General features: G+C 43.7%; 12 protein-coding genes. 8 read left to right on the forward strand and 4 right to left on the reverse strand.

Going from position 1 to position 14139, the window contains the following annotated elements; all coding sequences use genetic code 11:
- Nucleotides 1-8: 8 nt before the first annotated feature.
- The 3 genes from ACIGBM_RS05250 to ACIGBM_RS05260 all read right to left on the reverse strand — a co-directional run bounded on the left by ACIGBM_RS05250 (nt 9) and on the right by ACIGBM_RS05260 (nt 4369).
- Nucleotides 9-1256, reverse strand: coding sequence for a cation:proton antiporter (locus ACIGBM_RS05250; protein WP_397476994.1), 1248 nt, complete (start codon nt 1254-1256; stop codon nt 9-11).
- Nucleotides 1257-1506: 250 nt separating this feature from the next.
- Nucleotides 1507-3393: a dihydroxy-acid dehydratase gene (gene ilvD, locus ACIGBM_RS05255; protein WP_057759459.1), complete on the reverse strand. Its 1887-nt coding sequence runs from the start codon at nt 3391-3393 to the stop codon at nt 1507-1509.
- Between the two features lie 220 nt (nt 3394-3613).
- A complete protein-coding gene (locus tag ACIGBM_RS05260; protein WP_397476995.1) occupies nt 3614-4369 on the reverse strand; it encodes a hypothetical protein in 756 nt (251 codons plus the stop codon).
- Between the two features lie 232 nt (nt 4370-4601).
- On the opposite strand from ACIGBM_RS05260, the gene ACIGBM_RS05265 reads away from it, so the two are divergent.
- The 3 genes from ACIGBM_RS05265 (at nt 4602) to dusB (ending at nt 8554) form a co-directional block, all read left to right on the forward strand.
- On the forward strand, nt 4602-5042 hold the full coding sequence (locus tag ACIGBM_RS05265; RefSeq protein ID WP_397476996.1) for an HIT family protein: 441 nt from the start codon (nt 4602-4604) through the stop codon (nt 5040-5042).
- Nucleotides 5043-5355: 313 nt separating this feature from the next.
- Nucleotides 5356-7401: a BCCT family transporter gene (locus ACIGBM_RS05270; RefSeq protein ID WP_397476997.1), complete on the forward strand. Its 2046-nt coding sequence runs from the start codon at nt 5356-5358 to the stop codon at nt 7399-7401.
- Between the two features lie 121 nt (nt 7402-7522).
- On the forward strand, nt 7523-8554 hold the full coding sequence (dusB, locus tag ACIGBM_RS05275) for a tRNA dihydrouridine synthase DusB (protein ID WP_397476998.1): 1032 nt from the start codon (nt 7523-7525) through the stop codon (nt 8552-8554).
- Between the two features lie 79 nt (nt 8555-8633).
- Here dusB and ACIGBM_RS05280 read toward each other — a convergent pair whose 3' ends face one another.
- The gene (locus ACIGBM_RS05280; RefSeq protein ID WP_298807801.1) at nt 8634-9035 is read right to left on the reverse strand and encodes a DUF1622 domain-containing protein; all 402 of its coding nucleotides are present in this window, start codon (nt 9033-9035) and stop codon (nt 8634-8636) included.
- 210 nt (nt 9036-9245) lie between these two features.
- Between ACIGBM_RS05280 and ACIGBM_RS05285 the strand changes: the two genes are divergently transcribed.
- The 5 genes from ACIGBM_RS05285 (at nt 9246) to ACIGBM_RS05305 (ending at nt 14113) form a co-directional block, all read left to right on the forward strand.
- A complete protein-coding gene (locus tag ACIGBM_RS05285) occupies nt 9246-10133 on the forward strand; it encodes an SDR family NAD(P)-dependent oxidoreductase (RefSeq protein WP_057759469.1) in 888 nt (295 codons plus the stop codon).
- A gap of 309 nt (nt 10134-10442) precedes the next feature.
- Nucleotides 10443-11480 (forward strand): DUF1852 domain-containing protein, encoded by a 1038-nt coding sequence (locus ACIGBM_RS05290; RefSeq protein ID WP_397476999.1) that lies wholly within the window; start codon nt 10443-10445, stop codon nt 11478-11480.
- Between the two features lie 54 nt (nt 11481-11534).
- Nucleotides 11535-12563 carry a methionine synthase gene (locus tag ACIGBM_RS05295; RefSeq protein ID WP_397477000.1) on the forward strand — a complete coding sequence of 343 codons (1029 nt, stop codon included), beginning with the start codon at nt 11535-11537 and terminating at the stop codon, nt 12561-12563.
- Between the two features lie 105 nt (nt 12564-12668).
- Nucleotides 12669-13184, forward strand: coding sequence for a flavin reductase (locus tag ACIGBM_RS05300; protein ID WP_397477001.1), 516 nt, complete (start codon nt 12669-12671; stop codon nt 13182-13184).
- Between the two features lie 113 nt (nt 13185-13297).
- Nucleotides 13298-14113: a sulfite exporter TauE/SafE family protein gene (locus tag ACIGBM_RS05305; protein WP_397477002.1), complete on the forward strand. Its 816-nt coding sequence runs from the start codon at nt 13298-13300 to the stop codon at nt 14111-14113.
- Nucleotides 14114-14139 lie beyond the last annotated feature (26 nt).

Consider the following 14139-nt stretch of genomic DNA (forward strand, 5'->3'; position numbering starts at 1 on the left):
CATTAATGTTAATGCTGCTTGTTTGGTGTCATTTTAAGCAATCTTGATGCGCTGAGACCATGGATAAAAATAGAAGTCAAAATGACAATTGAACAAACAATCCACAATTTAAGCGCATCTTCATCCGCGAAGAAACCTTGATTAAGCGCATAGGACAGATAATATAAAGTACCGATACCGCGAATACCCAAAGCTGATATTGCGTATTTCTCGGTATGAGGTAAGTTCAATCCTGATAAGGCAATAAATCCACCAATCGGACGTATGAGTAGTAGGAAAGTAAAGCTGACGATATAGACACGCCATGTCAACTCGACACCTGCCTGCAATCCTTGACCAAGGAACATACCGAAGATAACCAGCACTAATGACATCAGTAAGCCTTCTGATTGCTCAGCGAAATCATGCAGTTTTTGATGATAGGTATGCTCACACTCCGAGCGACGAAACGCAAATGCGGCCACGAATACAGCGATAAAGCCATAACTGTGTACATACTCTGCAAGACCATAGGCTAGTAGCGTCAATGCAATAACCACATAACCTTGCGAGATGGTAGTCTCACGAGTGTGTTTAGAAAACACGACTTTGGCCAATAATTTACCAACCAATACACCTACCACTACGCCTGCGCCAATCTTCCACAAGACGTCATGAGTAAACCACGACCATAGCATCTCGTAAGTAAAGGCTTTGCCTTCACTGAATGCTTCCGCAATTTTAATCGCTAGATACACAAATGGAAAAGCCAAACCGTCGTTCAACCCTGCCTCTGACGTTAAAGTAAAGCGCGGTGTGTCTTCTCCTCCTGTATTGGGAGGTCCCACCTGAATGCTGGAAGCTAACACTGGATCAGTAGGCGCTAACACTGCACCTAACAGAATAGCAGCACCAAGGCTCAAACCAAACGCGTAATACCCCAAGACTGCCATCGCAAAAATACCAATGGGCATGGTAATGAGTAGCAGTCTTACTGTTGGTCGCCACAATCGCCAAGACAACTCTGTATCGATTTTAATACCAGCACCAACCAATGAGACCAGTACAACAATTTCAGTCAGTTTTTCGATGAGTAAACCGTTATCAAGTGGGTCCAAAAAGGATAAAGACGTCCACCAGTAGCCCATCATCAGACCGAAGCTGACTTGGAGCATCGGTAATGAGATAGAGGTGCGCTTAAAAATAACAGGAAACAAGGCCCCGAATAAAAAGGCAATCCCGCAGATTAATAAGAATAAGTTATATTTTTCAATCATAAGGTTTACGCACGTCGTTATGTTTTAAGGGTCGATTTTATGAGGGTAATTCTAGATATTGATGACAATTCACAGCAATAGTTGATAGTCAGTCACTGATACTCTTTATCATGACGTCAAAATAAAATAATTACCGCAAAAAATAGTTATCAAAACGACAGCTACGTTGTTTTTTGGTGAAAAAAAAGCCTGCATTGCGCAGGCTTAATATATTTTCATTAGTATATTTGGAGCGTTGATAGCTTATAGACTAGCGTTCGACTTGACTCACGTCACGTACGGCACCAGTATCAGCACTGGTGGTCATAGCCGCATAAGCACGTAATGCTGGCGAGACATGACGGTCACGGTTGACAGGCTTCCATGCATCACGTCCACGTGCTTCCATGGCTTCTCGGCGAGCAGCTAGGTCTGCATCGCTTACTTGCATGTTGATGGTACGATTTGGGATATCGATATGAATACTATCGCCTTCTTCAACCAAACCAATCGCCCCGCCTTCAGCAGCTTCTGGGCTGGCATGACCAATTGATAGACCTGATGTCCCACCAGAGAAACGACCATCTGTCAGTAGGGCGCATTCTTTACCCAATCCTTTTGACTTCAGATAAGTCGTTGGGTACAGCATCTCTTGCATACCAGGGCCGCCTTTAGGGCCTTCGTAGCGAATGATGACCACATCGCCTGCAACGATTTGATCAGCCAATACCGCAGCAACCGCATCATCTTGTGATTCAAATAAACGCGCGCGACCAGTAAAGGTCAAGATGCTTTCATCGACGCCTGCGGTTTTGACCACACAGCCACGCTCAGCGATATTGCCATATAGTACGGCTAAGCCGCCATCTGTAGAGTAGGCATGTTTGGCACTACGGATACAGCCTGACTCACGGTTGACGTCGAGGTTTGACCACTCTTTTGATTGTGAGAATGCTTCTGTGGTACGTACGCCACCAGGTGCTGCAAGGAAGCGTGCGCGAGCTTCATGATTGTCAGGGTTCATGATGTCCCACTTATCGATCGCTTCTTTCATCGTTGCGCTATGGATAGTTGGTACATCAGTTTTTAGTAACTCAGCGCGATCAAGTTCGGCCAATAATGCAAAGACACCGCCAGCACGATGCACGTCTTCCATATGGTATTTCTGTGAGGCAGGTGCTACTTTTGCAAGGCAAGGCACACCGCGACTCAAACGGTCAATATCAGCCATCTTAAAGTCGATCTCTGCTTCATTGGCTGCAGCAAGTAGATGCAAGATGGTATTGGTTGAGCCGCCCATAGCGATATCTAGACTCATGGCATTTTCAAAAGCAGCTTTGGTAGCAATAGAGCGTGGTAGTACAGAGTCATCATCTTGCTCATAACGACGCTTAGCAAGCGACACAATGGTACGACCCGCTTCTAAGAATAGCTCGCGGCGCAATGAGTGAGTAGCTAGCAGTGAGCCATTACCTGGTAAAGCTAAGCCTAAAGCTTCGGTCAAGCAGTTCATCGAGTTGGCTGTAAACATACCAGAGCACGAACCACAAGTAGGGCAGGCTGAAGCTTCGATAGCGGCGACATCTTCATCACTGATACTATCATCAGCAGCGTCCATCATTGCATCGACAAGGTCAAGTTTGCGAACAGCACTGCTGTCACTACTATCGGTATTGTGGCTCTTACCAACGGTACTGGCTAAGATTTTGCCCGCTTCCATTGGGCCACCTGAGATAAACACCACTGGAATGTTAAGACGCATGGCGGCCATCAACATACCCGGAGTGATTTTGTCACAGTTAGAAATACAAACTAGTGCATCTGCACAGTGAGCATTGACCATATACTCGACAGAGTCAGCGATCAAATCGCGGCTTGGTAGCGAGTACAACATACCGCTATGGCCCATCGCAATACCATCATCGACCGCAATGGTATTGAACTCTTTTGCAACGCCGCCTGCTTGCTCAATCTCACGGGCGACCAGTTGTCCAAGGTCTTTTAGATGCACATGGCCGGGTACAAACTGGGTAAAAGAGTTAGCAATCGCAATGATTGGCTTGCCAAAGTCGCCGTCAGTCATGCCGGTTGCACGCCATAATGCGCGCGCGCCTGCCATATTACGACCGCCGGTAGAAGTTTTTGAGCGATAATCCATGTGATATTCCTTACAAATAGGCGGGGTTGTTAAAATGTGCACCCTCAGTTTTAATAGGGATAGTGTGCTTTTTATAGAGAGTGAGTACTAGTGAATAATACTAATTCGTTACCATACCATTAGATATGAATAACTAAAAACAATATGCTAATAACAGTGAATTAATAATAACGAATTAATAATCACAAGCGATGAGCGAAAAAACAGTTATTCAAAATATCTATTCAATACGTTCTAATATGGCTTTGTCAAACCAAGGAAGATCGGCTTTGTCTGCTTCTAATTTCACAATGGCTGCAAGCGCATGAGTAGCCAGTAGCTGTTGATAATCGCCACTAGCTTCAATCGTTAACAGTGACTCGGCAGGTAGTGCTTGCGTGTTAGGGTTTAGCTCGTCAATACTAATTAATGTCTGCTTATTATTTTTATAAAGGACGTCTACACGACCAAAAAACTGCCAGTCTTTAAAAGCGGCAATAATAGCGTCGGCAGCATCCTTGGTATATACCTGCTGCGTCTCTTTACCCGTATTGGTCCAGTGTAGGCGTACAGCCAACTGCAATGCCTCACTAAAGACTACCAACGAGCCGATAATTTTTACATGCCAAGGACTGGTCAGCAGCTCCTCGTCAATGCCGATTAATTTAGCAGCTTGATGAGCCGACATGGGTGTGTTGAACTGAAGCAGTAGCTCAGGAGTGAGCGGGTGCGTTTGCTTGGTCGCATCATCTAAACTGTCATAGTGATACAAAAAGGGCAGTGGCAAATCTTGCGTGACAGTCTTCTTTATAATTTTACAGTTGTGTATCTGCCAGCTGATGGCTTTATCAGTCAATGCTTCTGCTAATATGATAGCGTTCGGATCGATGGTTTGAGTACCACTTCCACTCTCAATATCAGAGTGTTCTTCCTTATTATCAAGAGTTGCAGCAGTGTTATCCATATCTGTTTGAGTTGGCAAAGTAGGCAAATCCATAAACATAGCGTTATTAAAATAGAGGGTTAATATAACATTTTAAAGGCATGACCCGCCAATAAATTAGTGAGCTAGCATGGTTGGAATATGGCTTGATATTTTTCAAATTCGATTGTCATACTGACTTGTACTAAAGTCATATTTCGTCCACTATATGACAGACGCTTTTATCTATCTTGGATAGCTATTAAGCTATTAATTAACTGATAATAAAACTCTTAAAGGAAAAGTAATGACTGACGTGAATCAACAGACTGCTTATGACAACAATAATATTTTTGCCAAAATGTTAGATGGTGATATTCCGTATCACAAAGTATATGAAGATGATAAAACGCTCGCCTTTATGGATATCATGCCGCAAGCAGAAGGCCACGTATTGGTGATACCGAAGCAAAAAGCGGTAGATTTGGCCGATCTTGAGCCAGAGTATGCTGCTGCGGTATTAATGACGTCTAAAAAGGTCATGCAAGCCCAGCGTCAAGTGTTTGAGCGTGAAGGCGTTATCCAAATGCAGTTGAATGGCTCACAAGCAGGTCAAACAGTCTTTCATTATCATGTGCATCTCATTCCATCAAGTATCCATGAGTTGGGAGGTCATGCAGTGACCCAAGCCGACAACAATGATTTGGCAGATATTGCGCAGAAGTTGGCGGCAGTGATTGATGCCTAGTCAGGAAACAGAGTGCTTCTGTTTAGGTATAAAAAGTATTAGTATTTACGAATTAGCGAGCATTTATAGGTTAGAAACTATTAAAATAGAATACATATACAATCAAAAGGCAGCTAACAAGCTGCCTTTTTTATTTTCTTGGTAATAGTCATGTAACATTCGTTAAAGTCATGTTACGAGTTGAACGCTTGTCTAGGGTTTTGGAAAAGAGTGTGATAATTATTATAACCATTCACACACATTTTCTAATCTTTGCCTTAATTAAAACTTTTCTATAAAAAGGCATCGCCAACTTTTGAGGATATTATCTTTCATGAGTAAATTACCTCGTTCGACTATTTTATTACCAGTCTTTGTACCTGCAGCAATTATTATGCTGCTATTGGTCATTGGTACGGCTATTAACCCTGAAGCAGCGGGTGCTCTGTTTAGTAATGTGCTTAGTTTTACGACTGAGACATTCGGTTGGTTTTATATGCTGGCAGTGGCACTGTTTTTGATGTTCATTATTGTACTGGCGTTTTCGTCTTATGGCAGTATCAAGCTAGGTCCTGATCATACTGAGGCGGAGTACGGATTCCTTGAATGGTTTGCCATGCTGTTTTCGGCAGGTTACGGGATTGCGCTACTGTTTTATGGGGTAGCGGAACCAGTGATGCACTTTTCTAGTCCGCCAATGTCGGATCCACAGACTATTGCCGCGGCAAAAGAGGCGATGCAAATAGCGTATTTTCATTGGGGTTTTCATATTTGGGCGATTTATGGTGTCGTTGGTTTATCACTAGCTTATTTTGCGTTTCGTCATGGTCTACCACTATCAATACGCTCGACGCTGTACCCGATTATTGGTGACAGGATTCATGGCCCTATCGGTCATACAGTCGATGTGTTTGCGATATTAGGTACGATGTTTGGTATTGCTACCAGTCTTGGCTTGTCGGTGTCGCAAATTAATGCGGGACTCAATTATCTGTTGCCAGATATCATTCCAGTGAATACGACCGTACAGGTGATTGCCATTGCCTTGGTGACCGCTGCGGCATTGGTATCGGTATTGGCAGGGATGGATAAGGGTGTAAAACGCTTATCTATTTTAAATATGCTGTTGGCAACTGCGTTGATGCTATTCGTATTTGTTGTCGGTCCGACGATTTTTATCTTAAATGCCTTCATGGAAAATACGGGTAGCTATTTAGGTAACATCGTTGAACGTACCTTTAGCTTGCAGGCATACGAAAATAGCAATTGGATCGGCAGCTGGACCTTGTTTATTTTTGCATGGACGATTGCATGGGCGCCTTTTGTGGGTCTGTTTATCGCCAAGATTAGCCGTGGTCGTACTATTCGTGAGTTCGTATTGGGTGTGATGCTAGTACCGACCTTCTTTACATTCTTTTGGTTTTCGGTGTTTGGCGATACCGCGCTACATATGATTATGGTCGATGGTTATACCTCATTAATCAGTGAAGTACAAAACAACCAAGCAATTGCTTTGTTTAAACTGTTAGAGAATCTACCGTTTACTGAATTTGTGTCGTCGTTGACCATTTTATTGATTATTACCTTTTTTGTGACGTCATCGGATTCTGGCTCATTGGTAATCGACTCGCTAGCGGCAGGTGGTCGCAGTGATACACCATGGTGGCAGCGTAGCTTTTGGGTAGTGACTGAAGGTGCTGTCGCAGCAGTATTGCTACTTGCAGGTGGTTTAGAAGCCTTACAAACAGCGGCTATCGTTAGTGCGTTACCATTTGCGGTTATTATTCTTATTTCAATGTTTGGTATGTGGCGTGCGCTGCGTATCGAAGGACATCGTAATCAGAGCCTCGGTAATGACAACAGACTGCCGCCGCATTTACTCAAACCGTCTGCATGGCGCGAGCGTATTGATTATATGACCGATAAGCCAACGCGTGAAAAGGTTCTTAGCTATATTAAAGAAGTGGTTATGCCTTCGATGATGGAAGTGTCGTCTAAATTTGCAGAAACCGGCTGGACGACTGAGGTCAACTATGACGGGGTCAATAACCGAGCCGTATTAGAGCTACAGCGTGGTGACGATGTCGAGTTTTGGTATGAGGTGCGCTTATCTGAACATGATGCGCCTGATTATTATACTGAAGACAGCGCAGATACCTTGCCACAAGAGCATCATCATCGCGCTGAGGTGTATCTACGCCGTGGTGGTCAGACCTATGACTTATACGGCTACAAATCTGAATCAGTGATTAATGACATCATCGATCAGTTCGAGAAGTATTTACATTTCCTCAATGTATCGCCTGATAGTCTGCCGTGGCGCATGCAAGAGCATGATGATGACATCACGCTAGAGCAGGGCAGTGTGCTTGATAAATAATGCATGGGATGTATTAAAAACGAGTAATGCTTATGCAAGCTATTCACGTTAATCGCTTGCAATAAACGCAGGAATCCTTAGAATAACGGCTTGTTTTCCTTACAAATCAAGCCGTTTTTTTATGTCTATTGATTCTCCCATTTTACCTTCGTCCTCGACTTTGTCTGACCATCCATTGTTGCAGCCATTGAACATAGGTGGCCTAACGATTGAAAACCGTTTGATGGTCGCACCGATGGCAGGCGTGACAGACAATCCTTTTCGCCGACTGTGCAAGTCATTTGGCGCAGGTCATGCGGTCAGCGAGATGATCATCGCTGATACGGCTCTTTATGCGCGCAAAAAATCCTTGTATCGTGCCAATTTTGACAATGAGATTGCGCCTATTTCGGCGCAGATAGCAGGTGCTGAACCGGATAAACTGGCTGAAGCGGCACGATATCAGATTGATAATGGTGCACAGATTATTGATATCAATATGGGTTGTCCGGCGAAAAAGGTCTGTCGTAAGCTGGCAGGCTCTGCATTGTTGCAAGACGAAGATTTGGTCGCGCGATTGCTAGATGCCACGGTCAATGCTGTGAATGCACCTGTCACACTAAAGACACGTCTAGGTTTTGAAAACGGTCGTGAAAACATCTTACGAGTCGCCAAGCGTGCTGAGCAGGCAGGTATTGCAGCGATTGCTATTCATGGACGTACGCGTGAAGACATGTATACAGGCAATGCGCGCTATGAGCTAATACGCGAAGTCAAAGAAAGTATCAGTATTCCTGTCATTGCGAATGGTGATATCGATAGTGCACAAAAAGCCCAACACGTCTATGAGATGACAGGCTGTGATGCGGTGATGATTGGGCGTGCTGCACAAGGGCAGCCGTGGATATTTCGCGATATTGAGCACTTTTTGCGTACTGGCGAGCGCCTAGAGGCACCAAGCGTGAGTGAGATAAAACAGATCGTACTGGCCCATTTGCAAGAGCTTTATGATTTCTACGGGGAGTACTCAGGCTGCCGTATCGCTCGCAAACATATTGCATGGTATACGACAGGTATTTCAAACTCTAACGCCTTTAGACAGGCGATGTATGGTGAAGAAAGCACCGCTGGGCAATTCAAAGTGGTCGAGACTTTTTTGCAGGCGCACGAGTAGTAATCGCTTAAATATTGTTTTATAAATCAGTGCTAACCATGTCTATGCATCGTTTTTTGATGGCGCTTTTATATATCAGCTATGCTTTATCAATTGGCACAGTATGATTGTCAGTATCAGGCTGTTTGTCAGGCGCAGGTTTTCTATTTTGCCAAGGGAATCGTCCTTCTAATTCAACCTGTAACGATAAGCTTAAAAAGGTTCGAATCAGTACGATAAAACCTAGCACCAGTACGCTGCGTAGCGATGGCTCGGTGACGACAGTAGCCACAATATCAGCGGCGATTAGCACCTCTAACCCCAACAGTATAGACTTACCTACGGTCTGTCTGATTTCAACATAAGTATCATTATTGAAATGACCAGACGCTCGAAAAGCTCTATACAAAGCAAGAAATAGCCCAAAAAACATAATGAGGACGCCAATGACTTCGATCATTTTGGCAATTAAGTCGATATAGTGAGTTAGTGTGTCTATCAAAGCAGGTACCCCTCATAATTGATCAGAAAAAAGCTTAGCACTTAGTAGTTAACAACAAGCTAAAAATATATTTATAAATATTTATGTCGACGAAATTTGTAAAAGTCCCGTTAGCTAACGCCCACTATGGTTTTGTTCACTCCATACGACATTTTTTGCTATGCTATAACCGAATACCAATAACTATAGAATAAACGAAAAGGACTTTTTATGGCCAATCTCTCGAAAAAAGCAATCACCAAAGCCGTCAAAGGCAAGAATATTATCATCACAGGCGCTTCAAGTGGTATCGGCGAGCGTACGGCTTTTTTGCTCAGTGAATGCGGCGCGCATGTTATTTTGCTGGCCCGTACTGAAGATAAGCTAAAAATGGTCAAAGAAAATATTGAAACACTTGGCGGCGCGGCTAGTTACTATCCATGCGATCTGACCAATATGGATGAGATTGAAAAAACCAGTGAAAAGATTTTGGCTGACTTTAAGCATGTCGATGTACTAGTCAACAATGCGGGTCGTTCGATTCGCCGTTCAGTGCATGAGTCGGTCAACCGTTTTCATGATTTTGAACGTACCATGGAGATTAATTATTTTGGCGCGGTCAAAATCATTCTTGGTTTCTTGCCAACGATGATTGGTCGCCAAACTGGTCAAATCGTGAATATCTCATCAATTGGAGTATTGGCAAACAGCCCTCGTTTTTCAGCATATGTCGCGTCAAAAGCTGCCTTAGACGCATTTAGTCGCTGTTTGGCTGCTGAAGTCAAAGGCGATAATATCAAAGTGACCAATATCTTTATGCCACTTGTGCGTACCCCGATGATTGCGCCAACCAAGCTATATCGTTATATGCCAGCACTGATGCCTGACGAAGCAGCGATGATGGTCGCAAAAGCCATCGTTCATAAGCCAAATAGCATCGCTAGTAATATGGGTAAATTTGCATCGGCGACTTATTCACTGGTACCAGCCTTTAACGTTGGCGTCCAGTCCATTGGTTATCGCATTTTCCCAAGTTCGACCGCCGCACAAACGACTGATAGCAAGCCTAACCTTGCTCAGCGTGCCTTTGCCAAAATTCTTCCTGGTGAGCATCACTAGAATCGATGTGTTATCAGGCTCGAATTTGAATAAAAAGGATACTACGGTATCCTTTTTTTATGCCTCAAATACTCTTAAGCAGTATAAAAGCCTTCTTCGCTGCCAGTGTGTGAAAGGCTTAGTTATACGTTAAATGAACCCTTGAAACTTCCGCTGTTAAATTTCCTTCATATCTCTAATTTTCAGAAAGATGAATAAAATTCATCTTATGTTTAAATTGTATCGTTTTTATTCATGTTTAGATTTCGGTATGATTCACCTCATACACAGATTTGGTTTTATCTCAGATAAATAAGGTAGCGGATCACCATGAGTAAAGAATTCAATTGTTCAATTAAGCACATTCGTTTTGACGAAAACTATCAGCCTGCAGATAGCACGCGTTTGACGACTAACTTTGCAAATTTGGCACGCGGCGTGCACCGCCAAGAGAACTTACGCAAAACGTTAACCATGATCAATAACCGCTTCAATGCATTGGCGCATTGGGACAATCTGACAGCAGATCGTTATTCTGTTGAAGTTGATATCATTTCTGTCGATCTGGATGTTAAAGGCAATGGTCAGACGTTCCCTATTATCGAAACGCTAAAAACCACGATTGTGGATCACAAAGAAAACAAGCGTATCGACGGCATGGTTGGCAACAGTTTCTCATCTTATGTGCGTGATTATGACTTTAGTATTGTGTTACCAGAGCATCGCGACAAAAACCTAGCATCCATAACGCCAGATGATTTTGGTGAGTTGCACGGCAAACTGTTTCAATACTTATTGAATTCAGAGGCTTATAACACTCATTTTCACAAAAAACCTGTGATTTGCCTGAGTGTTTCAACTAGCAAGACTTACTACCGTACTGTCAATCAGCATCCTGTATTGGGCATTGAATACAAGCAGGATGAATACTCGTTGACCGACGACTACTTTCATAAAATGGGCTTAACGGTACGTTATTTTAAGCCTGAGGGTAGCGCCGCGCCATTAGCGTTTTATTTTGCAGGGGATTTGCTAAGTGATTACACCGATCTTGAGCTGATTAGTGCAATCAGTACTATGGAGACCTTTCAAAAGATCTACCGTCCTGAGATTTACAACGCCAACTCAAGCGCTGGACAAGTGTATCAACCTAGCCTGAATTACCAAGACTATTCATTGACTCAAGTAGTCTATGACCGTGCTGAACGTAGTCAGATGGCAGTGACTCAAGGCAGATTTACTGAGACACACTTTATCAAGCCGTATCAAACCATCCTTGAGAAATGGGCTGCAAGCTATGATGTAACAGGCGATACTGCTGAAAAAGAAGCTGCTGATAAAGAAATGGCTAGGAAGCAAGCCGCTTAACTGAGCATCACTCATCAACATAATAAAAAATAAATTAGTCAGAAGATAACTCGTATGAAACTACTATTACCGACGTCTACCGCTGGCAGCTTACCAAAACCTTCTTGGCTAGCAGAACCCGAGAAAATTTGGTCACCTTGGGCGTTAGAGGGCGAGCAGTTGCTTGAAGCCAAGCAAGACGCGCTACGCGTATCATTGCAAGAGCAACAGCATGCAGGGATTGATATTGTGAGTGATGGCGAGCAGACCCGTCAGCATTTTGTGACTACGTTCATCGAACACCTTGATGGTGTCGACTTTGAGAAGCGTGAGACGGTCAAAATCCGTAATCGCTACGATGCGAGCGTGCCATCAGTCGTTGGTGCGGTGAGCCGCCCGAAGCCTGTGTTCGTTGATGATGCCAAGTTTTTACGTCAGCAAACTGATCAGCCAATCAAATGGGCGTTGCCAGGGCCGATGACGATGATTGATACGTTATATGACGGTCATTATAAAAGCCGTGAAAAATTGGCTTGGGAATTTGCTAAAATCCTGAATCAAGAAGCAAAAGAATTAGAAGCGGCTGGCGTCGATATTATCCAGTTTGATGAGCCTGCATTTAACGTATTCTTTGATGATGTGAACGACTGGGGTATTGCGACTTTAGAGCGCGCCATTGAAGGCCTAAAATGTGAGACAGCTGTGCATATTTGCTACGGCTATGGCATCAAAGCCAATACCGATTGGAAAAAGACACTAGGCTCAGAGTGGCGCGAATACGAAAAAGCATTCCCTAAACTGCAACAGTCGAAAATCGATATCATCTCACTGGAGTGTCAAAACTCACGTGTACCTATGGATCTGATTGAATTGATTCGTGGTAAAAAAGTGATGGTCGGTGCCATTGATGTGGCAACCAACACTATCGAGACACCGGAAGAGGTGGCAGATACGCTACGCAAAGCGCTACAATTTGTCGATGCTGATAAGCTATATCCTGCGACCAACTGCGGCATGGCACCTTTGTCTCGCCAAGTCGCCCGTGGTAAGCTCGCAGCATTAAGCGCTGGTGCTCAAATCGTTCGTCAAGAACTGACTGCTTAGAGTTTAGCCGTTTAGGAAATTCTATTTAAAGAATTTCCTTTGCAAAACTAAAATTGAAGCACAATTTTTTAACGTTATTTTTTAACGTTTCTCGGGATTGAAGCAATGATTAAAGATAGGATTGACGCGACCGACTTTAGAGATGCCATGTCTTTGCTAACGACTGCGGTCAATGTGGTGACCACAGCAGGTGCAACGGGCGTACATGGGTTTACAGCATCGGCAGTATGTAGTGTCACAGACACACCGCCGACCTTGCTGGTCTGTATGAATCAAACGTCTCGGTCACATGGCTACTTTCTGGAAAATAAGGTTTTAAGTGTCAATGTATTGGGCGCGCAACATGAGCAGCTGTCCAATGCTTTTGCCTCTAAACTGTGTTCAGAAGAACGGTTTGAATATGGTTCTTGGACACAATTACAAACAGGTGCTCCTGTATTGGAGGATGCCTTGGTCAGCTTTGATTGTGAGATTGAGCAAATTCAAAAAGTCGGCACGCATAGCGTCTTTATGTGCCGCGTTGTCGCCATCAATCAGGCTGAGCCACAAGGCGGAACTGATGAAGGGTTGGTTTACTTCAATCGTGCCTATTCTAGAGTTGGGCAAGTGGAGCTTATTTAATCCAATATCTATAATCCAACACCTAAGCCTATGGGCTATTGCTCGTGCAATATTGAGCAGTCGTTTAACTATAATAATCATCTCATTAAATCTAAATAAGAAGTAACTATCCTGTGGAATTAATAATTTTTTTAATAATAGGGGCGCTAGCAGGATTTGCTGCAGGGCTATTTGGAGTAGGCGGTGGCACTATTATCGTACCACTGCTATTTATTGTCTTTACGCAAATGGGTTACAGTCCTGACACTATTATGCACTTGGCCTTGGGTACTTCACTGGCGACTATTATCGTTACGTCCATAAGCTCGCTCATGGCGCATAACAAAAAGGGCGCGGTCATGTGGCCTGTCTTTAAAAATCTGACGCCAGGCTTAGTAATAGGCTGCTTTTTAGGAGCAGGGATCGCAGGACAGATATCTGGGTTATATCTCCAGTTGATTGTTGGTGTGTTTTTGCTTTGGGTTGCTTATAAAATGTTTATGGGTGGCAAAAAGAAAGCAAATAGCGATGCTGGTAATGTCCATATAGCTTTGCCTTCAAAGCCTAAGCAGCTAGCAGCAGGGGCTGGTATCGGTATCGCTTCTGCTATTTTTGGCATTGGCGGTGGTAGCTTAACCGTACCTTATCTCACGCGTTACGGTGTGGTGATGCAAAAGGCTGTTGGAACCTCAGCCGCTTGTGGATTGCCTATCGCGATTGCAGGTGCGCTAGGGTTTATGTTCTTTGGCATGCAAGCTCAAGTTGATGTGCCCAATACGATTGGCTTTGTCCATATCTATGCTTTTTTAGGTATTAGCACCATGAGCTTTTTCACCGCCAAGCTAGGCGCAAAAGTCGCTCACGCATTATCGCCGCAGTTGCTGAAAAAATGCTTTGCAGTACTGTTGACCGTCGTAGGCTGTTACTTTTTATATAAAGGATTGTTCTAAGTGATTTGAGATTAATGAACGCTTGA

Origin of the sequence: Psychrobacter sp. NPDC077938, from assembly GCF_044542635.1 — a bacterium.
Classification (GTDB): Bacteria; Pseudomonadota; Gammaproteobacteria; order Pseudomonadales; family Moraxellaceae; genus Psychrobacter.